At 65.8% G+C, this 26,963-nt stretch carries 17 protein-coding genes; 9 read left to right on the plus strand and 8 right to left on the minus strand.

Annotation, left to right across the window (positions count from 1 at the left end; translation table 11 throughout):
• Positions 1-17: 17 nt before the first annotated feature.
• A complete protein-coding gene (locus GAK28_RS13595) occupies positions 18-1,640 on the plus strand; it encodes a TonB-dependent receptor (RefSeq protein WP_291779979.1) in 1,623 nt (540 codons plus the stop codon).
• Between the two features lie 121 nt (positions 1,641-1,761).
• Here GAK28_RS13595 and GAK28_RS13600 read toward each other — a convergent pair whose 3' ends face one another.
• The 4 genes from GAK28_RS13600 to GAK28_RS13615 all read right to left on the minus strand — a co-directional run bounded on the left by GAK28_RS13600 (position 1,762) and on the right by GAK28_RS13615 (position 5,157).
• The gene (locus GAK28_RS13600; RefSeq protein WP_291779980.1) at positions 1,762-2,109 is read right to left on the minus strand and encodes a gamma-glutamylcyclotransferase family protein; all 348 of its coding nucleotides are present in this window, start codon (positions 2,107-2,109) and stop codon (positions 1,762-1,764) included.
• A complete protein-coding gene (nagA, locus tag GAK28_RS13605) occupies positions 2,106-3,257 on the minus strand; it encodes an N-acetylglucosamine-6-phosphate deacetylase (protein WP_291779982.1) in 1,152 nt (383 codons plus the stop codon). Before nagA ends, GAK28_RS13600 begins: the two co-directional genes overlap by 4 nt.
• Before the next feature lie 103 nt (positions 3,258-3,360).
• A complete protein-coding gene (locus GAK28_RS13610) occupies positions 3,361-4,395 on the minus strand; it encodes an SIS domain-containing protein (RefSeq protein ID WP_291779984.1) in 1,035 nt (344 codons plus the stop codon).
• A 9-nt stretch (positions 4,396-4,404) separates the two neighbouring features.
• Entirely contained in the window at positions 4,405-5,157 is a 753-nt protein-coding gene (locus tag GAK28_RS13615) for a GntR family transcriptional regulator (RefSeq protein WP_291779986.1), read from the minus strand.
• A 238-nt stretch (positions 5,158-5,395) separates the two neighbouring features.
• Here GAK28_RS13615 and zwf point away from each other — a divergent pair, with 238 nt between their 5' ends.
• The 5 genes from zwf (at position 5,396) to GAK28_RS13640 (ending at position 11,363) form a co-directional block, all read left to right on the plus strand.
• Positions 5,396-6,868, plus strand: a complete 1,473-nt coding sequence (gene zwf, locus GAK28_RS13620) for a glucose-6-phosphate dehydrogenase (RefSeq protein WP_291779988.1) — start codon at positions 5,396-5,398, stop codon at positions 6,866-6,868.
• Positions 6,865-7,566: a 6-phosphogluconolactonase gene (pgl, locus tag GAK28_RS13625; protein ID WP_291779991.1), complete on the plus strand. Its 702-nt coding sequence runs from the start codon at positions 6,865-6,867 to the stop codon at positions 7,564-7,566. The genes zwf and pgl overlap by 4 nt, the downstream gene beginning before the upstream one ends.
• Before the next feature lie 100 nt (positions 7,567-7,666).
• Positions 7,667-9,478 carry a phosphogluconate dehydratase gene (gene edd / locus GAK28_RS13630; RefSeq protein WP_291779994.1) on the plus strand — a complete coding sequence of 604 codons (1,812 nt, stop codon included), beginning with the start codon at positions 7,667-7,669 and terminating at the stop codon, positions 9,476-9,478.
• 16 nt (positions 9,479-9,494) lie between these two features.
• Complete coding sequence (gene eda / locus GAK28_RS13635) at positions 9,495-10,139, plus strand: bifunctional 4-hydroxy-2-oxoglutarate aldolase/2-dehydro-3-deoxy-phosphogluconate aldolase (protein WP_291779997.1); 645 nt, start codon at positions 9,495-9,497, stop codon at positions 10,137-10,139.
• 369 nt (positions 10,140-10,508) lie between these two features.
• A complete protein-coding gene (locus GAK28_RS13640; protein ID WP_291780000.1) occupies positions 10,509-11,363 on the plus strand; it encodes a DMT family transporter in 855 nt (284 codons plus the stop codon).
• Here GAK28_RS13640 and proP read toward each other — a convergent pair.
• From proP to GAK28_RS13655, 3 genes are all read right to left on the minus strand, one after another.
• Entirely contained in the window at positions 11,360-12,853 is a 1,494-nt protein-coding gene (gene proP / locus GAK28_RS13645) for a glycine betaine/L-proline transporter ProP (RefSeq protein WP_291780003.1), read from the minus strand. The two genes, GAK28_RS13640 and proP, sit on opposite strands and share 4 nt — an antisense overlap.
• Before the next feature lie 367 nt (positions 12,854-13,220).
• Positions 13,221-14,246, minus strand: coding sequence for a LacI family DNA-binding transcriptional regulator (locus GAK28_RS13650; protein WP_291780006.1), 1,026 nt, complete (start codon positions 14,244-14,246; stop codon positions 13,221-13,223).
• 65 nt (positions 14,247-14,311) lie between these two features.
• Complete coding sequence (locus tag GAK28_RS13655) at positions 14,312-15,601, minus strand: sugar MFS transporter (RefSeq protein ID WP_291780008.1); 1,290 nt, start codon at positions 15,599-15,601, stop codon at positions 14,312-14,314.
• 383 nt (positions 15,602-15,984) lie between these two features.
• Here GAK28_RS13655 and glk point away from each other — a divergent pair, with 383 nt between their 5' ends.
• The 3 genes from glk to GAK28_RS13670 all read left to right on the plus strand — a co-directional run bounded on the left by glk (position 15,985) and on the right by GAK28_RS13670 (position 22,451).
• A complete protein-coding gene (gene glk, locus GAK28_RS13660) occupies positions 15,985-17,004 on the plus strand; it encodes a glucokinase (RefSeq protein ID WP_291780011.1) in 1,020 nt (339 codons plus the stop codon).
• 119 nt (positions 17,005-17,123) lie between these two features.
• The gene (locus GAK28_RS13665; protein ID WP_291780014.1) at positions 17,124-19,859 is read left to right on the plus strand and encodes a TonB-dependent receptor; all 2,736 of its coding nucleotides are present in this window, start codon (positions 17,124-17,126) and stop codon (positions 19,857-19,859) included.
• Positions 19,860-20,171: 312 nt separating this feature from the next.
• The gene (locus GAK28_RS13670; RefSeq protein WP_291780018.1) at positions 20,172-22,451 is read left to right on the plus strand and encodes a family 20 glycosylhydrolase; all 2,280 of its coding nucleotides are present in this window, start codon (positions 20,172-20,174) and stop codon (positions 22,449-22,451) included.
• Between the two features lie 100 nt (positions 22,452-22,551).
• On the opposite strand, the gene GAK28_RS13675 is transcribed toward GAK28_RS13670, so the two are convergent.
• Positions 22,552-26,835, minus strand: a complete 4,284-nt coding sequence (locus GAK28_RS13675; RefSeq protein ID WP_291780233.1) for a DEAD/DEAH box helicase — start codon at positions 26,833-26,835, stop codon at positions 22,552-22,554.
• Positions 26,836-26,963: the final 128 nt, after the last annotated feature.

Consider the following 26,963-nt stretch of genomic DNA (forward strand, 5'->3'; position numbering starts at 1 on the left):
GCCTGGTCAACAACACCGTGCTCGGCCAGGGCGCGCGCGACAAGACCCACGGCTATCGTCTCGATGTGGAGTACCACATCGGCGACCACGACCTGCGTGTCGGTATCGACAACCAGACGTTGGAATCTTATTCCGGCAACGTCTACGAAGGCGGTTACCGCTGGGTGTACAAGGACGCCGGCGACGTGCCCAACCGTCCCGACATCGTGCCGCCGCCCGGTGCCCCGTACTTCGTCGAGAAGCGCCTGTTTCAGACCGGTGCCTCGGTCAAGACGGAGCAGCAAGCGCAGTTCATCGAGGATCGCTGGCAGGTCTCCGATCGCTGGATGGCCTACGTTGGCCTGCGCAACGAGCAGTTCAAGAACATCAACGGCAACGGCGACGTCTACGTGAAGCAGCGTCACCAGCTGGCGCCGCGACTGGGCGTGACCTGGGACGTGTTCGGGGACTCCACGTTCAAGGTGTACGCCAATGCCGGCCGTTACCATCTGGCCATTCCGTCGAACGTCGCGATCCGCGCCGCATCGGCCTCCACGTACTACAGCGAGTACTACTCCTATACGGGCGTGGGTCCGAATGGCGAGCCCACCGGTACGCAGCTGCTCGGCTCGCGCCGCTACCTCAATGGCGAGGATGGCACGGTTCCGAACCCGAAGACCGTGGGCGCGCAGGGCATCAAGGCCTATTACCAGGACGAATACATCCTGGGCTTCGACAAGGCGATCAACGCCGACTGGAGCTACGGCGCCAAGGCCACTTATCGCAAGCTGAAGAGCTCCATCGACGACTTCTGCGATTCGCGACCGTTCGAGACCTACGCGGCGCGCAACGGCATCGATCTCAGCAACGCGTCGATTCCGGGCTGCTACCTGTTCAATCCGGGCAAGTCGAACACCTTCCTCGTCGACGTGGGCGGCGGCAAGCTCGTTCCCTTCGCCCTGACCAAGGCCGACTTCACCTCGCCGCCGCCGGGCAACGTGCCCTTCCCCGATCTCAAGCGCAGCTACTACTCGCTCGATGTCTACCTGGAGCACCACTTCGCGGACAACTGGTTCGGTCGAATCGACTACACCTTCTCGCGCAGCTACGGCAACTCCGAGGGTCAGTTGAAGTCGGACATCGGCCAGCTCGATCCCTCGGTGACGCAGGACTGGGATGCGCCAGAGATCATGCAGTACACCAATGGCGTGCTGCCGAACGATCGCACCCACCAGCTGAAGGCGTATGGCTACTTCCAGGCCACGCCCGAATGGCTGTTCGGTGCGAACGTTGCCGTCGCCACGGGGCGTCCCAAGAACTGCATCGGCGTGGATCCCGTCGATGCCATCGACTACGGCGCGTCGTACTTCGAGTGCGGCCTGAAGCCGTCGCCGCGCGGTTCGAGGGGGCGTCTGCCGTACACCTGGAACCTCGACCTCAACGCCGAATACCGTCCGTTGTGGGCTGGCGAGAAGCAGCCGCTGGCCTTCACGGCGGCGGTGTTCAATGTCGTCGGCAGCCAGCGTCCGATCGCCCAGGTCGACGTGGGTGAAACCGGCACCATCCGCAATGGCGTTCCGGTCGCCAGCCAGGACTACCAGCGTCCGCTGGCTTTCCAGAATCCCCGCTACTTCCGTTTCGGCGTGCGTTACGACTTCTAAGACACCACGAGGGCATCCGGGCGACGTACCCAGATGCCCTGCGATCTCCCATCCTGGCCGGCGCGGATTCGCCGGCCTTTTTTATGCGAAACCCGTCGTTGTTGCGTGCACAGGAACGACGTCAGGCCTTGATGTACACCCAGGCTTCGTGTCCCGATTTCAGCGTCACGCTGACGCGCTTGTAATCGGACACCTCGTAGCGATCCGCTGCCGCCAGTTCGTCGGCAGTGATGCGGAACACCTTGCCATCGACCTGGTCGGTGGGGTCACCCGTATGCGAGACGATCGGATGGAAGCGCTCGCCGCTTGCGCGCAGCACCTCCGGATCGGTGATTTCCACCATGTCCTTGCGGTAGCCGGGCATGGTGTCGGCTTCGCCTTCGAGCAGGCGTCCAAACGAACTCAACTGCACGCTGTCCAGTTGCAGCGTGCCGTAGGAGAACAGCCGTTCGCTACGCTCGCCGCTCATGCGGCACCGTAGACCTTCTTGCCACCGATCCAGGTCTCGACGACGTCGTGGTTGTTGTCGGTCACCACGAAGTCGGCGCGGTACCCGGCGGCGATATGGCCGTGCGTGCGATCGAGGCCGAGGAAGGCGGCCGGATAGGTGGACGCCATGCGCGCTGCTTCATCGTGCGGCACGCCGACCATGTCAACCGTATTGCGCACGGCGGTGGCCATGTCCAGCGCCGAACCGGCGAGCGTGCCATCGGCGGTCTGGCAGATGCCGTCGCGTGCGGTGATTGTCTCGCCCTTCAACACGAAGTTCGGATCGTCGGAACCGACCGGCGGCATCGCATCCGTCACCAGGATCATCTTCTCGCGCGCCTTCGCCTTGATGGCGACGCGCAGCGACGCCGGATGCACATGGTGGCCGTCGGCGATCAGACCGCACCAGCTGCCCTCGTCGTCCAGCGCGGCGCCGACCACGCCCGGCTCGCGGCTGGTGAACGGCGTCATGGCGTTGAACAGGTGGGTGAAGCCGCGCACGCCAAGTTGCAGCGCCTTGCGCGTGGTGTCGTAGTCGGCAGCGGTGTGGCCGGCGCAGACGATCACACCGTTCGCGACCAGCTGGCGCAGTACCTCGTCATCCGCACGTTCCGGTGCGAGGGTCAGCAAGGTCACGCCGCCGTGGCGACGGGCGACCATCGCGATATCGTCGGCATTGGCGATGCGGAATTTCTTCGGGTCGTGCACGCCCTTGCGTTCCGGGGCGATGAACGGGCCTTCCAGATGGATGCCGAGCACGCCCGGCACACCCTGCTCCACTGCCGTGTTCACTGCGTCGATGGCCTTGGCCATCACGTCGGCATCGTCGCTGATCAGGGTGGGCAGGAAACCCGTGGTACCGAATTTCGCGTGCGCCTCGCCGATGCGGCGAATGGCTTCCACCGTGGGCTCGTCGTTGAACAGTACGCCGCCGCCGCCGTTGACCTGGCAGTCGATGAAGCCCGGCAGCAAGGTGCGGCCGCCCAGGTCATGGCGTTCAGCGGCGCGCACGCGCGGATCCGACGGCAGGGCCAGCCCGGTGATGACCCCGTCGTCCACCAGCACGGCGAAGCCGCTCTGGAATCCGTTGTCGGTGAGTACGCGGCCGTTGACGAGGGCGAGGGTCATGGGGGAGTCCTTGATGGGGGTGGGAGAAGGGAGGCGGGAGAAGGGAGAAGCGGTCGGTGAGTGACGGAACCTTCAAGGTGCGACTCCCTTCTCCCGCTCCACGTCATACCGTCTCGGTGACCTTGTTCAGGTGCGGCGGCACGTCCGGATTGAAACCGCGCTTCAGCGCGAGCGCCGCCGTGGCGCGATAGAAGCTCTGCACGGCGATCAGCGGAGCGGCGATCGGCGCGCTGGTGACCAGCGGCAGGATGTCCTCGCCTTGCACGCCCGGGGCTGCCACCCACACGCGGGAACCGCGTTTGCGGAACTCGGCGGCCACGTCGAGCACGCTCGGCAGCGTGTCGTCGTTCTGGGCGAAGAACAGCACGGGGAAGCCGGGGCCGACGATGGCCATCGGGCCGTGCTTCACCTCGGCGGCGCTGAAGGCTTCGGCGTGGATGCCGGAGGTTTCCTTGAACTTGAGCGCGGCTTCGAGCGCGGCGGCGAAACCGAAACCACGACCGACCACGAACAGGTTGTGCGCGGTGACCAGGCCGTCGGTGAGCGACGACCAATCGGCTTCCCAGTTCGCGCGCAGCTGCGCCGGAAGTGCGGTCAGCGCATCGGCGATGTCTTTCTTGCCGCTCCAGCGAGCGGCGATATGCAGGATGGCGAACAGCGCGCCAAGATAGCTCTTGGTCGCGGCCACGCTCTTTTCCGGGCCAGCATGCAGCGGCACGACCACATCGGCGACCTGGGCCAACGGCGAGTCGATCACGTTGACCAGTGCGACCACATAGGCACCGGCCCGCTTGGCGGCCTCGGCGTTGCGGACCAGGTCCGGGCTCTTGCCCGACTGCGAGACGGCGACATAGAGCGCGCCATCGAGGTGCTGGTCGGCGTGGTAGATCGAGGTGACCGACGGCGAGGCCGAAGCCGTCACGACGCCGAGCTGGGTCTCGAACACGTACTTGGCGTACATCGCGGCATGGTCGGAGCTACCGCGTGCGCAGGTGATGACCATGCGCGGCGGGTTCGCGCGCAGGCGTTCGGCAAGCGCCGACACCACCGCTTCGTTCTGGGCGAGCTGGCGCTCCACGACCTCGGCGGTCTCGTGCGCTTCGCGGTACATCAGGGTGTCTTGCGGCTTGGTCGTCATGATGGGCCTTTAGTCGCTTTGCAGTTCCGCGACGAAGTCGTAGATGTCGCCGCGATACCAGGAGCAGGTGAATTCGACGATGCGTCCGTCGTCGAGGAAGCTGCGCCGCTCGATGTTCAATCCGGCGCTGCCGGGCGAGAGGCGGAGAAGGCGGGTTTGTGCGGGGCCCAGCACCACGGCGCGTAGACGTTGCAGCGCGCGCAGCGGGCGGTTGCCGAGCTTGTCGAGCGCCTCGTAGAGGGAATCTTCGACCAGGTGGGGATCGGGCAGCAGGGCATGCGGTACCGCGCTGCGCTCGATCGCCAGCGGTTCGTCGCCCGCGTAGCGCAGGCGGTGCAGGCGAACGACCAGCGTGCCGGGCGACAGGTTCATCGCCATGGCTTCCTCGGGCGTGACTTCACCGATGGCCTTCTCGAAGAACTCCGACCGCGGGTTGAGACCGCGGGAGCGCAGGTCGTCGGTAAAGCTGGTCAGGCGCGACAGCGGCTTGACGATGCGCTCGGAGACGAAGGTGCCCGCGCCGTGTCGCTGGGTGAGCAGGCCGTCCTCCACCAGGCCGCCGATGGCCTTGCGAACGGTGACCCGGGACAAGGTGAGGGCCTTGGCCAGGTCGCGTTCGCTGGGCAGGGCATTGCCCACCTGGACCTCGCCGTTCTCGATCACGTTGCGGATCGCGCGGCGCAGGCGCATGTACGCCAACGGCTGCCGGGCGGCCGGATCGTGTTGCAGGCGCTGGTACTCGGCGACGAGGGCGGTTTCCATTCGACGAAGATACCAATCAGTTACCAATGGGGCAAGCGGCTGAGACGATGCGCATACCACTGTGAGATTCAGGGGGCGATTATCACGATTTAAGTTTCAGTGGAAACGTTTGCATGGGGTTGTGGAGAGGTGAAAATCGTCGAAAGGATTCGCGAAGTGGTACGGGGCTGGTACCACCTGGTATGTCACTGGTACGATCCGGAGGCATCTCCATCCGAATTCCAACGAGGCGACTGTCGTGAGCGCTCCCCTCCCCCTGATCGAACCGTTCGATCTGGTCATCTTCGGCGGCACCGGCGACCTCGCCGTGCGCAAGCTCCTGCCCGCGCTGTACCACCGGTTCGTGGACGGCCAGATCCAGGCGAGGAGCCGGATCATCGGCGTGGCCCGCGAGGGCCTCGACGACGCGGGCTATAGGGAGCAGGTGCGGTCGGCGGTCGAAAAGGGCGTGTCGCACGTGGTGCCGGCCCAGCTCGACGCGTTCATCGAGCTCATCGCCTATCGCCCGCTTGATGCCCGCAAGGCCGAGGGCTGGGACGACTTCGCGGCGCTGATGGCGCAGGAGCCGGACCACATCCGGGTGTTCTACCTGTCCACCTCCCCGGAAATCTTCACCGACATCTGTCAGCGCCTCGGTTCGCTGGGCCTCAACGGCGAGCGCTCGCGCGTGGTGCTGGAAAAGCCCATCGGTCGCGACCTCGACAGCGCCAACGCGATCAACGACGCAGTGGCGCAGGTCTTCAGCGAATCGCAGACCTATCGCATCGACCATTACCTGGGCAAGGAAACGGTACAGAACCTGCTGGCGCTGCGTTTCGGCAACGCCCTGTTCGAGCCGCTGTGGAACGCCCAGCACATCGACCACGTGCAGATCACCGTGGCCGAGACCGTCGGCGTGGGTCATCGCGCCGGCTACTACGACCGTGCCGGCGCCCTGCGCGACATGGTCCAGAACCACATCCTGCAGCTCCTGTGCATGCTTGCCATGGAGCCGCCTTCGTCGCTCGCACCCGACGCCGTGCGCGACGAGAAACTCAAGGTGCTGCGTTCGCTGCGTCCGATCGACGCCAGCAATGCGGCCCAGCTCACCGTGCGCGGCCAGTATCGCGCCGGTGCGGCGGAAGGTCAGGGCGTTCCGGGCTATCTTGACGAGCTCGGCAGCGACCAGTCCAGGACCGAAACCTTCGTCGCCCTCAAGGCGGAGATCGGTAACTGGCGCTGGGCCGGTGTGCCGTTTTACCTGCGCACCGGCAAACGCCTTCCCAATCGTGTGTCGGAGATCGTGGTGACGTTCCGTGCGTTGCCGCATTCGATCTTCGACCCGACGAGCGGCCCGCTCCTGCCCAACCGTCTTACGCTGCGCCTGCAGCCGGACGAGGGCGTGAAGCTGTGGCTGACGATCAAGCACCCGGGTCCGGGCGGCCTGCGCCTTCGCCACGTGCCGCTCGACATGAGCTTCGCGGCGGCGTTCGGCGTGCAGCAGCCCGACGCCTACGAGCGCCTCATCCTCGATGTCGTGCGCGGTAACCCCACCCTGTTCATGCGTCGCGACGAGGTCGAGGCGGCATGGAACTGGGCGGGCCCGATCCTCGACGCGTGGGAAGCCGCTGGTGACACGCCCAAGCCGTACACGGCGGGCACCTGGGGTCCGAGCGCCGCGGTGGCGCTTATCGAACGCGATGGCCGCACCTGGGCCGAGGATGCCGCATGAACGCCAAGATCAACCGCCATGAATTCGCCGACAAGCTGACGCTGGCCGATAAGCTCACACGCGATGTCGCCGCCAAGCTCGATGCCGCCATCAAGGCGCGCGGCAAGGCCAGCCTCGCCGTGTCCGGCGGCGGCACGCCGAAGATGATGTTCGCCGTGCTGGCCGAGCAGGAAATCGACTGGTCCAAGGTCACCGTGACGCTGGTGGACGAACGCTGGGTCGACACCGACAGCGACCGCTCCAACGCGAAGCTCGTCGCCGACCACCTGCTGCACCACGAAGCGCATGTGGCTAAATTTCTGCCGCTGTTCGACCCCGCGCACAAGAACGACGTGGACGCCGCGCTCGCCGATGTCGGCGCGCGCATCGATGCGCTTGGCCTGCCGTTCGACGCGCTGATCCTGGGCATGGGGCCGGACGGCCACACCGCTTCGTTCTTCCCGGGTGGCGACCACCTCGCCGAAGCCATCGATCCGCACGGCACGAAGACCGTGCTGTCGATGCGTGCGGGTGGTGCCGGCGAGCCGCGCATCACGCTCACGCTGCCGAAGGTGCTCGATACCCGCGCGCTGTACCTGCACATCGAAGGTGCCGACAAGAAGGACGTACTCGCCAAGGCCGAGGCCGGCGAGGATTTCCCGATCCGCGCCGTGCTCACGCAGGACCGCGTTCCGCTCGACGTCTACTGGGCGCCGTAAGACGCCTCCCATGCCGCCGATGGGGAGTCGGCGGCGTTTCCGCCACTCCCGCGCGCCATGATGGGGCGCGCGGTACGGTCAAAGCCTTCAGGAACACGCCATGACCATCCATCCTGTCCTTGCCGAGGTCACCCAGCGCATTGTCGAACGCAGCCACGCGTCGCGTAGCGCCTACCTCGCGAAAATCGACGCCGCACGCGGGAAGGGCGCGAAGCGGCATCATCTGTCCTGCGGCAACCTCGCGCACGGCTTCGCCGCCTGCGGCGAGCACGACAAGGACGCCCTGCGTAACGGCCACGCCGCGAACATTGCGATCGTCACCGCTTACAACGACATGCTTTCGGCGCACCAGCCGTACGAGCGCTATCCCGAGCTGATTCGCGGACTCGCGCGCGCTCGCGGCGCGACGGCGCAGGTGGCGGGCGGCGTGCCGGCGATGTGCGACGGCGTGACCCAGGGTCGCCCGGGCATGGACCTGTCCCTCTTCTCGCGCGACCTGATCGCCATGGCCACCGCCGTGTCGCTCTCGCACGACATGTACGAAGGTGCTGTGTATCTCGGCATCTGCGACAAGATCGTGCCGGGCATGCTGATCGGCGCGTTGTCGTTCGGCCATTTCTCCAGCGCCTTCATCCCGTCGGGTCCGATGCCTTCGGGTATTCCCAATGAAGAGAAGTCGAAGGTGCGCCAGGCCTTCGCCGCCGGTAAGGCATCGCGCGCCGAACTGCTCGAGGCCGAGGCGCGCTCGTACCACGGTGCGGGCACCTGCACCTTCTACGGCACGGCCAACTCCAACCAGATGCTGATGGAGATCATGGGCGTACACGTGCCGGGCGCCAGCTTCGAGGCACCGGACACGCCGCTGCGCGACGCGCTCACTGCCCTCGCCGTCGACCGCGTGCTGGCCACGGATTGCCTGGGCGAGCATTACCTGCCTCTGGGCCGGATCATCGACGAGCGTGCCATCGTCAACGGCGTGGTCGGCCTGCATGCCACCGGCGGTTCCACCAACCATCTGCTGCACCTGGTCGCCATCGCCCGCGCGGCCGGCATCGAGCTGCGCTGGGACGATTTCGACGCGCTCTCGGCCGTCGTGCCGTTGCTGGCGCGCGTGTATCCCAACGGCTACGCGGACGTGAACCACTTCCACGAAGCCGGCGGCATGGCTTACCTGATGGATCAGTTGCTTGACGCCGGTCTGCTGCATGGCGACGTGCATACGATCATGGGTCATGGCCTCGACGCCTATCGCCAGCAGCCCTCACTGGTGGACGGTAGCCTCGCGTGGACGCCGGTCTCGAAGGAAAGCGGCAACCGCGGCGTGCTGCGGTCCATCACGGAGCCGTTCCGTCACGACGGCGGCCTGCGCATGCTCAAGGGCAATGTCGGCCGCGGCGTGATCAAGGTGTCCTCGGTGCCTGAAGATCGCATGGTCGTCGAGGCGCCCGCCATCGTGTTCGATGAGCAGGATGACGTGAAGGCGGCCTTCGATCGCGGTGAGCTGAATCGCGATTTCGTGGCGGTGGTGCGCTTCCAGGGACCACGCGCACGCGGCATGCCCGAACTGCACAAGCTCACGCCGACGCTGAGCCTGTTGCAGGATCGCGGCCATCGCGTGGCGCTGCTCACCGACGGCCGCATGTCCGGCGCGTCGGGTCGCGTGCCCGCCGCCATCCACGTGACGCCGGAAGCCGAAGCCGGCGGTCCGATCGCGCGCATCCGCACGGGTGACCTCGTCCGCGTGGACGCCGTCACCGGCAGCATGGAAGTGCTGGTACCCGCCGACGAGTGGAACGCCCGCATCCCCGACAACGTCGACCTGTCCGCGCATCACACGGGCATGGGCCGCGAACTCTTCGCCATGTTCCGCCAGTCGGCCGTCACCGCCGACCTCGGTGCCGGCGTCTTCTGATCCACCGGAGTAGCAGATGAGCAACGAAGCGAAGCAACAACAGGTCGAATCCACGCTGCGGCTCGCGCCGGTGGTGCCCGTCGTCATCATCGAAGACGCGTCGAAGGCGGTGGGCATGGCCCGCGCGCTGGTGGCCGGTGGTGTCCCGGCGATCGAGGTGACCCTGCGCACGCCCGCCGCGCTCGACGCGGTGCGCGCCATCGCAGCGGAAGTCGAAGGCGCCTTCGTCGGTGTCGGTACCGTATTGACGGCGAAGGATCTGGAAGCGGCTTATAAGGCCGGTGCGAAGTTCGCGGTGTCGCCGGGCAGCAGCCCGCGCCTGCTCGACGCGGCCGACGATTCCGAGCTGCCCTTGCTCCCGGGTGCGGCCACCGCCAGCGAGGCGATGGAACTGCTCGAGCGCGGCTACCGTTTCCAGAAGTTCTTCCCGGCCGTGCCGGCGGGCGGCCCCAAGCTGATCGGCGCCTGGGCCTCGCCCCTGCCGCAGATCCGCTTCTGCCCCACGGGCGGCGTGAGCCTCGCCAACGCGCACGAGTTTCTGTCGCTGCCGAACGTGGTCTGCGTGGGCGGCTCCTGGCTCACCCCGGCCGACAAGCTCGCCGCCGGCGACTATGCGGCGATCGAAACGCTGGCCCGTGAAGCGGCGCAGCTGAAGCGCTGATAGCGACCAACCAGCCGTCGTTCCAGCGAACGCTGGAACCCAGCGCGGGGCAATCGGTTATCGCGTCGTAGCCTCCTACGCAAAGCCCGATGCAGCGCCCCGCCCTGCTGGTCAACCGAGGCGCTGGGTTCCTGTTTTCACAGGAACGACGAGGCTGGCAATCCGTCGTTCCAGCGCACGCTGGAACCCAGCGCGATGCGATCGGTTGTCGCGTCAGGACCTCCTACGCAAAAGCCGATGCGGCGCCCTCGCCATGCTGGCAAACCAAGGCGCTGGGTTCCTGTTTTCACAGGAACGACGGGTAGGACGGTTTGCGCAGGGCACGGGACGAGCGCATCCTTCGCAGCCTCGCCTTCCGACGCTGATCTCATGCTCTACATCCTCCTGGCCGTCGCCTTCAGCGTCGCCGTCTCCATCCTGCTCAAGCTCGCCCGGCGTGCCGGCATCGACATCGTGCAGGCCGTTGGCACCAACTACATCGTGGCGTCCGCGATGGCCTGGTGGTTCCTGCATGCCACGCCACAGGCCGCGCTGGACGCCCGCGCCACCTGGACACCGCTGATCGTCCTGGGTGTGCTGCTACCGAGCATCTTCGTGGTCATGGCGCGCTCGGTCCGCACCGTTGGCATCGTGCGCACCGATGTCGCGCAGCGCCTGTCCCTGTTCGTGTCCCTGGTCGCGGCCTTCGCCTTCCTCGGCGATACGCTCACGCCGCTCAAGGGCGCAGGCATCGGTATCGCCCTGGTCGCGGTGCTCTGCGTGCTCTGGCGCAAGGAGCGCGGGCGCGTGGAAGCCGGCAGCTGGTGGGCGCCGTTGCTGGTGTTCGCGGGCTTCGGCGCCATCGACATCTGCTTCAAGCTCATCGCCCAGGCCGGCGCATCGTTTCCCAGCGCCCTGCTCGCCGCCTTCCTCATCGCGATGGTGCTGTGCTGGCTCGTGGCCATCGGCCGCGCCGTCGCGGGTCACGCCGCGCTATCCCTGCGCAACCTCAGCTTCGGCGTGGTGCTGGGCGCCTGCAACTTCGCGAACATCCTGTTCTACATCAAGGGCCATCAAGCCCTCGCCAACGAGCCGTCGCTGGTCTTCGCCTCGACCAACGCCGGCGTCGTCGTGCTCGGCACCCTGGTCGGCGCCTTCGGCTTCCGCGAGAAGCTGTCGGCGCTCAACTGGCTGGGCATCGCGCTGGCGATCGTCGCCATCGGCGTGATGACCCAGGCGCGCTAGGCCGGCTTCGCCTCGCCGCCGTTGTCGCTTTCCGGTAGCGACGGCAAGGTTTCGTCCACCGTCAGCGGGGCATCGCTGGCGAGCAATTCGCGCGCTTCCGCGTGGTCGGCCACAGCCGGCGGCGAACCGCGCAACGGCAGGCCGGCGGTCTCGGTGACGAAGAGCATCGTGATGACGCCGATCACCGCCGCGCCCATCAGGTAATAGGCCGGCACCAGCGGATCGCCGCTGCGCTCCACCAGCCACGCGGTGACCAGCGGCGTCGTGCCGCCGAACAACGACACCGACACGTTGAAGGCAATGGACAGCGCGCTGTAGCGCACGGGCGTATAGAACAGCGCAGGCAGCGTCGACGGCATCGTGCTGGTGAAGCAGACCAGCACGACGCCAAGCACCATGAGGCCGGCGAAGATCAGCAGGTCGTTGCCCGTGCCCACCAGCAGCATGCAGGGAATGGCGAGCAGCAGCATCGCCACGCAGGCGCCGATGATCATGGGACGGCGACCGATGCGATCGCTGAAGCGGCCACCCACTACGTTGAGCGGCATCATCACCAGCATCACGATGATGATCAGCAGCAAGCCCTTGGCCTCGCTGTAGCCCATCGTCACCGTGAGATAGCTCGGCATGTAGGTAAGCAGCATGTAGTCGGCGACGTTGAACACCAGCACCAGGCCGACGCATTTCAGCAGCTGCGGACCATGCACGGAAACCAGTTCAAGCAAGCCGATGCGTGGCGTGTCGCCGTGCGCTTCCATCGCTTCCGCATGTGCCTTGAATGCAGGGGTTTCTTCCAGCTTCATGCGCATGTAAAGGCCAAGCAGGCCCAGCGGCCCGGCCACGAGGAACGGCACGCGCCAACCCCAGGCATGCATCTCCTGCGTGCTCAACAGCATGGTCAGCGCCGTGACGACACCGGCACCGGCGATATAGCCACCCAGCGTGCCGAATTCCATCCAGCTACCCATCTGCCCACGTCGCGCGTCGGTGGAGTATTCAGCGATAAACGTCGCAGCACCGCCGTACTCGCCACCGGTGGAGAACCCTTGCACCAGGCGTGCGGCCAGCAACAGGATCGGCGCCCAGATACCGATGCTGTCGTAGCTCGGGATGAGGCCAATGGCGAAGGTACCCAAAGCCATCATGATCATCGTGGCGGCGAGCACGCGCTGCCGACCGAAGCGATCGCCCAGCGGTCCGAATACGAGGCCGCCGATGGGGCGTACAAGAAAAGCCACGGTAAACGTCGCGAAGGTGGCGATCACCTGCGCGGCGGGGCTGTTGCCAGGGAAAAAGACATGTCCCAGCGTCACGGCGAGATAGCCGTAGACGCCGAAGTCGAACCACTCCATGGCGTTGCCAAGGACGGCGGCGCCGACGGCGCGCTTCAACATGGGTTCGTCGACGATGGTGAGATCGTCGGGTTTCAGATGCTTGCGGCGGCGTGTAAACCAGCCGAAATGGGCGTCGTGCCCGGATGAATCCTGCATCGTGTGTGCTCCTGTTCTCGCGGACGCGCAGGCACACGAACACGTGGCCGGGATTGCCGTCCTGGGGATAGGGATGCGCAACGCGAAATGGCGGCGCTCGAAACGGTCCGCCGGTACAGATTGGGGGACTCGCGGGGATGTCCTGCACAAGGCGTCGAAGCGCGACGCGGGGAGGACATCCACGGGACTATAGCAAACAAGGCGTTAAGGGCCCGTGGACAACGCCCCACCCCTGTAGGAGCGCGCTTGCGCGCGATCCGCGTAGCGGGCCAAGTTGCCGCTGCCGCGGATCGCGCGCAAGCGCGCTCCTACAGGAGCATAGTCGCCCGCAGGCGAGCCAATCCTACGAAGCGCCTGTAAAACGCGGTTACAGGCGACGAGGAGCAGTGGAACCGCGGACCACGAGGTCGGGGCTGAAGCCCTCGTTGTCGATCGAGGCACCCTCGCCGCGCTCCAGTTCGGCGATGAGTCGCTGCGCCGCGTGGCGACCGATTTCCTCGGTGTTCTGACGTGCGGTGGTGAGTGCGGGCCACGACTGCTTGGAGAACGGGCTGTCCTCGAAGCCGGCGATGGAGAGCTCCCACGGCACATCGACGCCACCCGAGCGCGCGGCGGCGAGCACGCCGGCGGCGATCTCGTCGTTGGAACCGAAGATGGCGGTCGGCGGTTCCTTCAGGGCGAGCAATTTGCGTGCGCCACGGAAGCCGTCGTCGAAGGAGTAGTCGCCCTCCACCACCAGTTTCTTGTCGACCGGCAGGCCGTACTCGCGAAGCGCGTCCTCATAGCCCTGATAGCGCTCGGGGCTGGAACGGTGCTCCTTGCCGCCCCAGAGGAAGCCGATGCGGTGATGGCCCAGCTGGATGAGGTGTTCGGTGATGGCGTAGGCGGCGTCGCGGTCGTCGACGAAGACGCAGGGCCAGCCGTCCTTCGGGTCCTTGCGGGCGGAGAAGATCCGCACGAAAGGCACCTTCTGTTCGGTCAGCGAGGCCAGCAGGCCCGGCTGCTCGGACATGGGCGGGCACAGCACGAGGCCGGCCAGGCGATTGCGCCGGGCGAGGTCGCCCAACTGTTCGGCCAGGCGCGGCGCGAGGGCGTCGCACGGGTGGATCTGCAAGCCGAAACCGCGCTCGCGGCACACCGAGAGCACGCCGTTCTGCATGGCGATGACGTAGTGGGCGTTGGGGTTGTCGTAGACCAGTCCCAGCGCGTAAGTACGCGAGCTGCGCAGGCTGCGCGCCGCCTGGTCGGGCTGGTAGTCGAGCGCCTCGATGGCGCGCTGCACCTTGTCGCGGGTGCGCACATGGACGGACGGCTCGTGGTTGATGACGCGGGACACCGTCTTCAGCGAGACGCCCGCGCGTTCGGCCACGTCCTTGATGGTGGGGCTGCGCAATCTACGACCCTCATAAGCAGGACGGCCATCCTAGCGGATGGCCGTCACGTAGCAAAGATGCGACGTCAGTCCTTGACGTGTTGACCGCCCCGATGGCCGGCCGCGCCGTAGTACAGGATGTACAGGTAGCACGGGACCATGATCGCCAGGAACACGGCCTGGAAGTTGTACACCTGCTTCAGGTGGGCGAACAGCACCGGCATGATCGCGCCGCCAGCGATGCCCATGACGAGGAAGGCCGAGCCGAATTCCGTCAGGCGCCCCAGGCCCTTGATCGCCAAGGGGAAGATGGCCGGCCACATCATGGCGTTGGCGAAGCCCAGCGCGGCGACGAAGGCCACCGAAGTGTAGCCCGTGGTCACATAGGTGCCGATGGAGAACACCACGCCGAGGATCGCCGAGAAGGCCAGGTATTTCTGCTGCGACACGAACCGGGGGATCAGGACGAGGCCCGCGATATAGCCCAGCAGCATCGCAAACAGCGTGTACGAGGTGAAATGCTTGGTCTCGTCCGGCGAGATGCCGAAGCCCTGGCCATAGGTGCCGATGGCGTCGCCGGCCATCACTTCCACACCCACATAAACGAACAGGCAGAGCACGCCCAGCCACAGGTGGGGGAAGCTCAGCAGGCTACCCTTGGCGTGGCCGATGGCGCGCTCGGAGTTCTCGTTGGACGGCTTGATCTCGGGCAGCGAGGAACGCACGACCCAAATCGCCAGCACCACGAGCAGCGCGGCCATCACCATGTACGGCATATGCACCTTGGCGGCGAAGGCGGCCAGCAGGGCGTCTTTTTCCTGGGCGGAGCCGGCCGCGGCGATCTGCTTGTCGAAGCTGCCGATGTTGCTCATCACCAGCGCGCCGAAGACGAACGGGGCGAGCGCGCCGGCGATCTTGTTGCAGATGCCCATGAAGGCGATGCGCTGCGCGGCGCTATCGATCGGGCCGAGGATCGAGATGTACGGGTTGGAGGCCGTCTGCAGCAGCGACAGGTCGGCACCGATCACGAACAGGCCGGTCAGTGCGCCGGGGTAGACGCGCATGGTGACGAACTGGCCGAACATCACGGCGCCGATGGCCATGACGAAAAGATCAAGGCCCATGCCCTTCTTCATGCCGGTCTTCTTCAGGATGAAGGAGGACGGCAGGGCGAGGAAGAAGTACGACAAGTAAAACGCCATCGGCACGAGGAAGGCGCCCACGTCGTCGAGCGCGAAGGCGAGCTTGACGAAGGTGATCAACGGGCCGTTGAGCCAGGTGACGAAGCCGAAGATGAAGAACAGGACACCGATGATGATCATCGGGACCAGGCTGGAGTGGCGCGTCTCGTCGACGGCGACCGTGGTGGACGACATGGGTACTCCCCCGCGTAGTTGTTTTTGGTATCCGGTCGGCGGCACCGCCGGACCCGCCCCAATTTTGTCCCTTTTTTGACCTGTGTGCGCAACGTTGTCAATCGGCGAAAGTGCGATACCGACTTCGTTGTCATTCCCGGATGACTTTCGATATTGCAGTGCAGCAAGTATCTGAGGAATCAATAATCACGATTTAATTGCAGGCATTTTTCGTAAGTTGCCGAAAATGCTCCTGACAGGCTATTGCGGCGCATGACAGAAACTTGCTTGTCTTGTCCGTTCGTCATGTTGACAACGTTGTCATCACCCTCACAGACTGCGCCGCAACAGGGCGTCACGGAAACTTCATGTGACGACACGGAATCGGTCATAAGGGGCAACGCGTGGGCGAGTCGGCCAAACAACGGGATATCGTGCGTGCGTCGCGTCAGGAGGCGTTCCTCGCCGCCGACGTGGGCGGGACGCATGCCCGCGTGGGCCTCGTCCAGCGCGCCGGCGATGGCATAGAAGTGCTGCGCTACGAGCGCTACGCCTGTGCCGAGTGGCCGAGCCTCACCGCCGTGCTCAAGGATTTCGTCGGCCATCTCGAAGGCCACCCACCCATCGCGCATTGCGCGGTCGCTAGCGCCGGCTACGTGCTGGGCGACGCGGTGGTCAACGAGAACCTGCCGTGGCCGGTGTCCATCGGCGACATCCGCGCCACGCTGGGCCTGTCCGGCCTGGCCGTGGTCAACGACTTCGAAGCCGTGGCCTATGCCTGCCAGTTCCTCGAAAGCCACCAGACGACGGCGGTGATCGAGACCTCGGCCGAGCCGGCCATCGGCCCCGTGCTGGTCATGGGGCCGGGTACCGGCCTGGGTTCCGCCGTGCTGCTTCCGGGCACGCCGCACGCCACCGTGCTGGCGACCGAAGCCGGCCAGATTTCGCTCGCACCGGGCAACGATCGCGAGTCCGCCATCCTCGCCGAACTCGCTCGCGGTCGCGACTACGTTTCCTACGAGACCGCCCTTTCCGGGCCCGGTCTGGTCAATCTCTACAACGCCATTTCGACGCTGCGCGGTACGCCGGCGACGCTGGCCCTGCCCGCGGATGTCACGCGCGCCGCCCTCGACGGGAGCGATCCCGCCGCCGTGGAAGCGCTGGATGTCTTTTGCGGCTTGCTGGGCAGCTTCGTCGGTGACCTCGCGATGCTCTACGGCGCGCGCGGCGGCGTGTACCTTGCCGGCGGCATCCTGCCGCAAATCCGCGATCGACTGCTGGTGAGCAGCTTCGCTACCAGGTTTTTCAACAAGGGCGTCATGCGCGCCTTTCTCCAGCAAGTGCCGGTACGTCTGATGGACCACGGACAGTTGGGTGTGATCGGTGCCGCCGGTCTCTACCTGCACGGTTCGACCGCTCATTGAAGAGCGGGGAAGGAACGCTGACTCGTTAGAAAACCGGGCCGCAAGGCCTATCGATAGCAACAAGGCACGACGCGGTCGCGAAACCCGTCGACGCTTTCATCCTCTGAGGGGAGGACATCATGTCGCATCGTAGAAACCTGCTCGCGGCGAGCATCATCGCCGGACTGTGCTGTATCACCGGGTCTGCCTATGCGCAGGACTCGGCGGCACCCGCGAAACCGAAGACGGCTCAGGAAAAGGCCGACGCCGCCAAGGCAGCCCAGCTGGACACGATCACCGTGACCGGCATCCGCGCCAGTCTCGAGAAGTCGCTCGACACCAAGCGCAACGCCGACGCCGTCGTCGAGGCGGTCACCGCCGAGGACATCGGCAAGTTCCCGAACACCAACGTCGCCGAAGCGATGACCCAGATTCCGGGCGTCGTGATCGATCGTCAGTTCGGCCAGGGCGACCGCGTGTCCATCGACGGCACCGATCCCAGCCTGAACCTCACGTTCCTCAACGGCCAGCCGATCGCGCAGACGCCGTGGCAGTATGGCGCACAGCCGAACCGCGGCTTCGACTTCACCATGCTGGCGCCGGAAGTGATCGGTCGTCTCGAAGTCTACAAGTCGCCGGAAGCCCGCCTGACGGAAGGTAGCCTGGGTGGTACCGTGCTGCTGCATACCCTGCAGCCGCTCGACCTGCCGGCCAATACGGTGCGCGGCAGCTTCGGCCTGAACTACAACGACCAGGCCAAGCCGGGCACCCGCCCGTCGGCTTCGGTGCTGTACAGCTGGAAGAACGACGCCCAGACCTTTGGCGTCATCGCATCCGCGCAGCACTTCGAAGAGAAGATCGACCGCAAGGGCATGGAGATCTTCACCTACAGCCCGGTATCCAAGTGGGCTGCCAAAAATCCCGGCGTCGCCGCTTCGGTGGCCAACGGCTCGCTCAACCCGAACGCGATGGTGCCGGACGAAGTCAACGCCGCCTGGTTCCAGCAGAAGCGCAAGCGCGATACCGCCACCTTAGGTTTCCAGATCCGTCCGACGTCGAACTGGGACATCGATATCAACTCGCTGTTCATCCGCGAGAACTTCGATAACTGGAACCAGTCGATGTATCCGTTCACCGGTAATCCCGGTGCGCTCGGCAATACCACCAGCTTTACCCAGGGCGCTAACAACGTCGTCACCGGCGGCCACGTGTGCGGTAACGACAATCCTGGCTGCCCGGCCATCGGCCAGACCACGTTCGACAACGCGATCCGCAAGTCGACCGTTCGCACCTCCGCATTCGACCTCAAGTCGACCTATCATGGCGAGGGTTGGAGCCTGGGTGGCGCGGCCGGCTACAGCAAGGCCATCAATAACGAGATATCCCAGGCGGTGGTCGAGCCGGTCTACGCCGGCGGCTATACGTGGGACATCCGTCGCGGCGCCACGTTCGACAATCCGTCCGCTGCGCGCGATCCGGCCAACTGGCACATCGGTGATACGCCGGGACTGGGTGGTTGGCCGGGTAACTTTGGCGACTACAACGCCAATTCCCGCGACACGTACGCACAGTTGGACTTCAGCAAGGATTTCGATTCCTTCGTGAACCAGCTGCTCGTGGGCTATCGCTGGAACCGTCACGCCGAAGGCATGAATGCGCATGTCTACGTGCCGAACGGGCCGATCTCGCTGTCGGATCTTGGCACGATCGGGTACACCAACCTCGGTGGCGTCGGTCTTTCGGACGATATGGCCCACCACATCATCCCCGATCCGGATGCGGTGTATCGCTGGGTGCGCCAGACCAACGGCGGTATCGACGACCCGGGTTCGAACCTCAACGGTACGTACAAGGTCCGCGAGAAGACCAACGCGGCCTATGCCCAGGCCAACTTCGCCGGTGGCGATTTCCACGGTAACTTCGGCGTCCGTTACGTCGACACGAAGACGGACGGCTACGCGTACAACTACCTCGGTGCTCCGACGCTGCCGCCGCCCCCGGGTTCGTTCGTCAAGTCGTCGCAGACCACCAAGGAATGGCTGCCGTCGTTGAACGTCGCCTACGACGTGGCCGAAGATGTCGTGTTGCGCTTCGCCGCCGCCAAGGTGATGGCCCGCGTTCCGTACAACATGCAGACCAATGCGCTATTCCTCAACGATGGCGTGCTGACCGGTTCGGGCGGCAACTCCGACCTGAAGCCGTACAAGTCGAAGAACTTCTCGCTTTCGGCCGAATGGTATTTCGCTCCGCAGTCCTATCTGGCGATTACCGGCTTCTACAAGAAGATCGACGATTACGTGTTCCAGGACATCTTCAAGGAACAGCACTTCAGCTCGGGCAGCATCACGGACAAGACCACGTTCAACGCCCAGGTGGCCGCGGGCCTGTGCCAGACCGATGGATACTGCCTGTATGACATCACCCGTCCGACGAATGTCGGCTCGGGCAAGATCAAGGGTGCCAGCCTGAGCTACCAGCAGGCGTTCGGTGAAACCGGTTTCGGCATCACCGCGAACTACACCTACGCCAAGGGAACGCTCGATCGTGGTGGCAGCCTGCCCTACAACTCGAAGAGCGCCTACTCGCTCAGCCCGTACTACGAGAAGGGCCCCTTCAGCGCCCGCATCACGTACAACTGGCGCAGCAAGTACCTGGCGGGTGGCTACGTGGCGGGTGCGCCGCCGGCGACCACCGAAGACTACGGCGACCTGGGCGCCACGTTGGGCTACAAGCTCAACAAGAACGTCTCGTTCACCCTCGCGGGCATGAACCTGACCAACGAAGCGTACAAGCAGTACATCGGCATCAAGGACATGCCGGTCGCGCACTACACCACGGGCCGCCGCTACATGGCCTCGGTGCATTTCGACCTCTGATCGATGTGATTGGCTAGGCGGCCACGGATGGCCGCACCACCCCTCGAAGCTTCATTCCCCACGGGCCCGACAAACCCTACTTTTCGGGCCCGCTTTTTTTGCCTCGGATGACCCGCCCCTCTCCTGTAGGAGCGCGCTTGCGCGCGATGGCTGCGGGCGGCATACCCGAATCGCGCGCAAGCGCGCTCCTACGATGCAGGCGATGTGACCTGGTCGATTTCCTTGGCACTTTACGAATATCCAACCCGTGCGTAGGGTTCAGGCGCTTACACTCGGCATTCCACTTTCTCTCAACGTTCTACAGGGGTCCCTATGCGTCGCACTCTCATGCTCGCCCTGGCTCTCGGGCTGACCGCTTGCGCCAGCCAGCAGCCCAGACAAGACAAGGGGCCGGTCGACGCGACGCCGCTCTCCCTGATTCCCATGCCTGCGCAGCTTACGCGCGCACCCGGTCACTACCGGATCGATGCCACCACGACGATCGTCGTGCCCGTCGGCAACGCCGCGGCGAAGCGCGTGGCGACGCAGTTGCAGGGCTGGGTGCGCCAGGCGCGCGGCTTCGCCCCGGCCATCGTCGAGGGCCAGCCGAAGGATGGCGCCATCAACCTGGCGACGCAGTCCACCGTGAAGGGATACGAGTCCTACGCGCTCGACGTGGACGGCAAGGGCGTGCACATCGCGGCCAATGACGAGACCGGCCTGTTCTACGGCGCGGTGACGTATTGGCAGCTGCTGACCGATCCCGCCTCGCAGAACGGCGTGCCGGGCGTGCACATCGTCGATAGCCCGCGGTTCCCCTGGCGTGGCCTCATGCTCGACTCCAGCCGTCATTTCCAGTCGGTGAGCGAGATCGAGCACCTGATCGACCAGATGGCGATGCACAAGCTCAACACCTTCCACTGGCACCTCACGGACGACCAGGGCTGGCGCCTCCAGATTGAGAAGTATCCGAAGCTGACCGAGCAAGGCGCCTGCCGCAAGGCCGTCGGTCCGGACACCGCGCTGACCGGCGGTGCGAACAAACCCTACTGCGGCTTCTACACGAAGGAAGAAGCCAAACAGGTCGTGGCCTATGCCGCCGAGCGCCACATCACGGTGATTCCCGAGATCGAGATGCCGGGGCACGCTCAGGCCGCCGTAGCGGCGTATCCGCAGTTCGGCGCGGGCAAGGGCAAGCGTGAGGTCTCCACGGACTGGGGCGTGAACACCGCCCTGTTCAACACCGACGATGCCACGTTCACCTTCCTGGAGAACGTGCTCGACGAGGTGATGGAGATCTTCCCCTCCACGTACATCCACGTGGGTGGCGACGAAGCGGCCAAGGACGAGTGGGAGCACTCGAAGACGATCCAGGCGCAGATGAAGAAGCTCGGCATCACCGACGAGGAGAAGATGCAGGGCTGGTTCGTCGCCCGCATCGGCGACTACCTCGACAAGCACGGTCGTCGCCTGATCGGCTGGGACGAGATCCTCGACGGCAAGGTGCCGGCCAGCGCCACGGTCATGTCCTGGCGTGGCACGAAGGGTGCGATCAAGGCGGCCAATGCCGGTCACGATGTCGTGCTGGCGCCCTCGCCCACGCTCTACCTCGACCAGTTGCAGTCGACCTTGCCCGACGAGCCGGCGGGTCGGCCGTCCGGCCAGTCGCTGAAGACGGTCTACGACTTCGACCTGTTGCCGCCGGAGATCGACGCCGCCAAGGCCACCCATGTGCTGGGCGCGCAGGTCAACCTGTTCGCCGAGTACCAGCCCAACTGGTATCGCATCCAGCACGCCATCTTCCCGCGCATCGCCGCGCTCGCCGAGCGCACCTGGTCGCCGAAGGCCGACTGGAACGGTTTCATTGCACGCTTGCCCGCGCAGATGGCCCGCTACCGCGCCGCCGGCATCGTGCCGGCCGACAGCGCCTACGCCGTGGCGATCTCCGCCGAGCGGGCGGATGGCGACAAGGCACGTGTCACGCTGTCCAACCAGACCGGCTACGGCACCATCCGCTATACCGTCGACGGTTCGGCGCCGACGCCGCAGTCCAAGGCCTATGAAGGCCCGTTCGACGTGACGCTGCCGACCACCTTGCAGGCCAACGCCTTCGCTGGCGGCTTCGGGCTGGCGGGTCCGCGCTCCGAGGCCATCGACGCGAAGTCGCTGCTCAACCGCACGAGCGACCAGCTGAACACCTGCAGCGACAAGCTCGTGCTGCGCCTGGAGGCGCCCGAGTCGATCAACGGCGTGCGCCCGCTCTACAAGGTGGACATCATGGACACCTGCTGGATGTGGAAGAAGGTGCCGCTCGATGGCCTTTACCGCATCGAAGTGAATGTCGATCGCCTGCCCTACAACTACCAGCTGTGGAAGGACACCAAGGGCATCGTTTCGCGCAAGTCGCGCACGCGTGCCGGTGAGATCGAGGTTCACCTGGACAGCTGCGACGGTCCGAAGATCAGCTCCATCTCGCTGGCCGCGGCCAACGACGGTCGTGCGACCCTGCAGGGCACCTTGCCCAAGCGCGAAGGCGTGCACGACCTGTGCTTCGTGATCACCGGCAAGCCGGGTCCGAAGCTGTGGGTGATCGGGGATATCCAGTTGCGTTGAGGCACAGCCATCGCGCGCAAGCGCGCTCCTACATGTGATGACTTGTTGTAGGAGCGCGCTCGCGCGCGATAAACCAACGAAGCGATGAAGCGGTGAAGGCCTAGCCCACCAACACCCACCTATCCGCCCGCCGCTGCAAGGCCCCGAGCACCTCACGCTCCTCGTCGCCGATCAGTTCGACGAGCGCCACGAACTTCCCCGCCACCATGGCACCCATCGGCACACCGTCGCGGATCGCGATGCGTGTGCCGATCACGGCTGGTAGCTTCGTGCCGGCGACAATACCCCCGACGATGTTCAATGGATCGGTGCCCGCGATGCAGACGATCTCGCCGTCGTGCGGGCGATGACGAATTTGCCGCAGCGCCACCAACGCATCCGGCAGCGCGAACTGCTCGCCGACCAGGCCATCCACGAAACGACCACCGCGGATTTCACCCCGGGCTTCCAGCCGGTGATAGACGCGCCGCAGGTCCCTCCACGGTGGCAGCCAAGCGGCCTCGCGTTCCAGGATGCGCCAGCTCACCACGCCGTAGCGACGCAGCAGCGTGCGCGCGATGTGTTCCAGTCCGTCGGTGTCATTGCGTTCTTCGCGAGGCCGACGCGCCAGGGACCAGCGCCCGGCGTCCTCGATGCCGCTCAGCATGTGCCGCCGCGTACGCCGATGGCGATGGTTGTCGCGCTTGGACGCAGGCAGCAACAAGGCGCGCAGGCCGGCGAAACTGTCGGCGGTGATGCGTCCGGCGGCGACCAGTTCGCCCAGGGCATCTTCCAGTTCGGTACGAAGCAGACGGGTAGTCGACGCGAGTTCATCGAAGAACAGCGCGCCTTCGTCACGAAGCGCGTCGGCCACGGCCTGGGCGCGCGAGGAAAGCTTCACGTCGTCGCTGGCAGCCGGTGCGGCGGCGGACCAGATGCCGAGCTGTCGACGCGGCAGCAACACGATCGGCGTGGCGCGTACGGGGCCACCGGTTCCCGTGCCGGGACGCAGGCGGCTCCACACCACGCGACCCGCGCGGCAGAGATCGTCGAGCCAGCCGATGCCGTAGTCGCTCACGCGGGAAGGCAGCAGCTCGGATTCCCAGGCTCCCGCCGCGGCCTCGAAGCCTTCGAGCTGGGCGATGACGCCTGCGAGTGCATCGGGACCGGCGACCTGGCCCTGTCGCGTGACGTGTTGCCAGTCGAGCAGGAAGCGATAGAAGTCGCGTGGTGCCACCGGTTCGATCTCGCGACGCAGGCGGCCGATGGTGTAGCGGTGGATACGCGCGAGAAGATGGCGTTCGCACCACTCCAGGTCCGTGACACCCGGCGAGAACGGGCCGCGCATGACGTAGCCCTCGCTTTCCAGCGAAGTGAGGGCCAGCTCCACGTCGGCCAGTGGCACGTCGAGCGATGTTGCTATGTCGACGGCAGGTACAGGCCCCAGGCCGCCGAGTCGCCCGCGCACGATGTCGACCAGCGCGTCCTCGCGCGTCCAGGCCTGCGTGGCGAATTCGGCGGGCGCGTCGATGGCCGGGTGCATGGGCGCGTCGGGATGCACGGCTCCCCATGCGGGGAGCCGTTCCGCCGCGACCCATAGCGCGGTGTCGCCGGTGCCGAGCAGCGTCGCGCGCGAATCCTTGCCCAGTGCCGCCAGCCAACGATTCCAACCGCCGTTGTCACGAGCTTCGTCCTGCGTGACCGCGCCCAGCAGCATCAGCGCCTCGTGCATCTCGTCGGCGCTACGTGCCTCCGGCCATGCCTCCTCGCGCACGGCGGCAATCGCCTCGGCATCCAGGCGGCCGAGATCGTCCGCGCTCTGCGCTTCGTTCCAGCGTCGCGACTGCACTGCCTGGGTGCGGCGCTCCTCCAGCGGTGCGTCGTCGAGGAAGGCATACGGCGCGGCGCTGAGCACTTCCGCCGCCAGCGGCGACGGCGTGGCGAGGTCGCGCGCCAGCACGCGGATACGGCCGGATTCCAGGCCGCGTAACACGTCGAGCCATCCCTCGCTGTCCATCGCCTCGTGCAGGCAGTCGTGCAGGGTCTGGTTGACCAGCGGATGATCGGGCACCTCGCGCTCGCCCACGATGTTTTCCAGGCAGGCGACCTGGTCGGGGAACACGGTGGCGAGCAGGTCTTCGCTCTTCATGCGCTGCAACTGCGGTGCGACCTTCTTGCCACCATTGAAGCGCGGCAACGCCAGCGAGGTGGTGGCGTTCCAGCGCCAGCGTACGCCGAACAGCGGCGCGTCGAGCAGGGCTTGCACGAGCACGTGTTCGGCGCTGTTGGAATGCAGGTAACGTGACACGTCGTCCAGCGGGAAGCTGTGGCTGGTGGACAGCGACAGGATGATCGCGTCTTCCGTCGCCGCCGCCTGCAGTTCGAAATTGAACTTGCGGCAGAAGCGCTTGCGCAACGCGAGACCCCACGCCTTGTTGATGCGACTGCCGAACGGCGTATGGATGATCAGCTGCGTACCGCCTGACTCGTCGAAGAAGCGTTCCATCACGAGCGTATCGTGCGTCGGTAGCGCGCCCAGTGCGGCACGGGCACGGAACAGGTACTCCACGATCTGTTCGGCGGCCGCCTTCGACAGCGACAGGGTCTGCATCAACCAGGCAAGCGCGCATTCACGGCCGCCTTCGTCGAAGCATGCGGAGAGTTCGCCGCGCAGGCGCGATACGCCGCTGGACAGCTCTGCCGTGCGTCCCGGTGCCTCGCCCAGCCAGAAGGGGATGTTCGGTGGTTGGCCCTGCGCGTCCTCGACACGCAGGCGGCCCATCTCCACGCGGATGATCCGGTAGGAACGGTTACCGAGCTGGAACACGTCGCCGGCGAGGCTTTCCACCGCGAAGTCCTCGTTCACCGTGCCGATCATCGTGGCCTGCGGTTCGAGCACGACGTTGTAGTCGCCTGTTTCCGGGATCGTGCCGCCGGAGGTGACGGCGGCCAGGCGTGCGCCGCGCCGTTCGCGCAGGCGACGGTTCACGGCATCGCGATGGATATAGGCACCGCGCGGGCCGACGCGTGTCGTGAAGCCTTCGGCAAGCATGCGCACGATGCCGTCGAAGGTCTCCCGTCGCAATGCGCGATAGGGGTAGGCACGCTTTACCAGGTCGAACAGCGCATCCTCGTCCCATTCCTGGCAAGCCACCTCCGCGACGATCTGCTGGGCCAGCACGTCCACGGGTTCATGCGGAAGGATCAGGGCGTCGAGTTCGCCACGACGCACGCAGTCGAGCAGCGCGGCGCATTCCACGAGATCGTCGCGCGAGGTCGGGAACAGGCGGGCTTTGGGCGTGCCGCCCACGGCATGGCCGGAGCGCCCGGCACGTTGCAGGAAGGCGGCGATGGAGCGCGGCGAGGCGATCTGGCAGACCAGCTCGACATCGCCGATGTCGATGCCCAGTTCCAGCGAGGCGGTGGCGACGAGCACGCGCAGCTTGCCCTGCTTCAGGCGTTGCTCGGCGTCGAGGCGTTGCTCGCGCGAAAGACTGCCGTGGTGCGCGGCGACGATTTCCTTGCCGAGTCGTTCGGAGAGATGTCTCGCCAATCGCTCGGCCATGCGCCGCGTGTTCACGAAGACCAGCGTGGTGCGATGCTGTTCGACAAGGTTGGCGAGCCGGTTGTAGACCAGCTCCCACATGTCGTTGGACATCACCGCTTCGAGCGGCACCGGCGGCACCTCGATGGCCAGGTCGCGCGCGCGGGTATGGCCGATGTCCACGATGGCGCAGTCGCCCGCTTCGTCGCCGATCAGGAACGCGGCCACCTTGTCGATGGGTTTCTGCGTCGCCGACAGGCCGATGCGCACGATGCGTCGCTGGGCCAGCGACTCCAGTCGTTCCAGCGACAGCGCGAGATGGCTGCCGCGCTTGCTGGCCGCCACGGCGTGGATTTCGTCGACGATCACTTCGCGCACGTGGCGCAGCATCTCCCTGCCCGATGCCGAACCGAGCAGGACGTAGAGCGATTCCGGCGTGGTGACGAGGATGTGCGGCGGCCGCTTGCGCATGCGTTCACGGTCGGGTGACGGCGTGTCGCCCGTGCGCACCGCGGTGCGGATGTCGACATCGGGCAGTCCTTGCCGACGCAGTTCCTCGCGGATGCCCGCCAGCGGTGCTTCCAGATTGATGCGGATGTCGTTGGACAGCGCCTTCAGCGGCGACACGTAGAGGATGGTGGTGCGATCGCGCAGTCCACCGTCGCGCACGCCTTCGCGGACGAGACCGTCGATGGCGGAAAGGAACGCGGTGAGTGTCTTGCCCGAGCCGGTCGGCGCGGCCACGAGCGTATGCCGCCCCGAGTGGATCAGCGGCCACGCCGCCACCTGCGCATCGGTCGGCGCGGGGAACGTGGCCTGGAACCAGGCCTGGACGGCAGGATGAAATTCGGCGAGCGGCATCGACTTTTGTGAATTCATTGAACCACTTAAGTGGGGTCGGTCGACCCATGCGGCAAGGTCCCAGCCTAGCGCGATCCGGTCTCGCGGGTTGCGATGAAAACGTTACTGGAACATCGTTGGGCGTTTTC

The organism is Luteibacter sp. (genome assembly GCF_009912395.1).
In the GTDB taxonomy this organism is placed as follows: Bacteria; Pseudomonadota; Gammaproteobacteria; order Xanthomonadales; family Rhodanobacteraceae; genus Luteibacter.

Coding starts and splice junctions, on each gene's coding strand:
- GAK28_RS13600 (WP_291779980.1), bottom strand. CDS start 2,109: ATGAGCGGCGAGCGTAGCGAACGGCTGTTCTCCTACGGCACGCTGCAA.
- nagA (WP_291779982.1), bottom strand. CDS start 3,257: ATGACCCTCGCCCTCGTCAACGGCCGCGTACTCACCGACAACGGATTC.
- GAK28_RS13610 (WP_291779984.1), bottom strand. CDS start 4,395: ATGACGACCAAGCCGCAAGACACCCTGATGTACCGCGAAGCGCACGAG.
- GAK28_RS13615 (WP_291779986.1), bottom strand. CDS start 5,157: ATGGAAACCGCCCTCGTCGCCGAGTACCAGCGCCTGCAACACGATCCG.
- pgl (WP_291779991.1), top strand. CDS start 6,865: ATGAACGCCAAGATCAACCGCCATGAATTCGCCGACAAGCTGACGCTG.
- edd (WP_291779994.1), top strand. CDS start 7,667: ATGACCATCCATCCTGTCCTTGCCGAGGTCACCCAGCGCATTGTCGAA.
- eda (WP_291779997.1), top strand. CDS start 9,495: ATGAGCAACGAAGCGAAGCAACAACAGGTCGAATCCACGCTGCGGCTC.
- GAK28_RS13640 (WP_291780000.1), top strand. CDS start 10,509: ATGCTCTACATCCTCCTGGCCGTCGCCTTCAGCGTCGCCGTCTCCATC.
- proP (WP_291780003.1), bottom strand. CDS start 12,853: ATGCAGGATTCATCCGGGCACGACGCCCATTTCGGCTGGTTTACACGC.
- GAK28_RS13655 (WP_291780008.1), bottom strand. CDS start 15,601: ATGTCGTCCACCACGGTCGCCGTCGACGAGACGCGCCACTCCAGCCTG.
- GAK28_RS13665 (WP_291780014.1), top strand. CDS start 17,124: ATGTCGCATCGTAGAAACCTGCTCGCGGCGAGCATCATCGCCGGACTG.
- GAK28_RS13670 (WP_291780018.1), top strand. CDS start 20,172: ATGCGTCGCACTCTCATGCTCGCCCTGGCTCTCGGGCTGACCGCTTGC.
- GAK28_RS13675 (WP_291780233.1), bottom strand. CDS start 26,835: ATGCCGCTCGCCGAATTTCATCCTGCCGTCCAGGCCTGGTTCCAGGCC.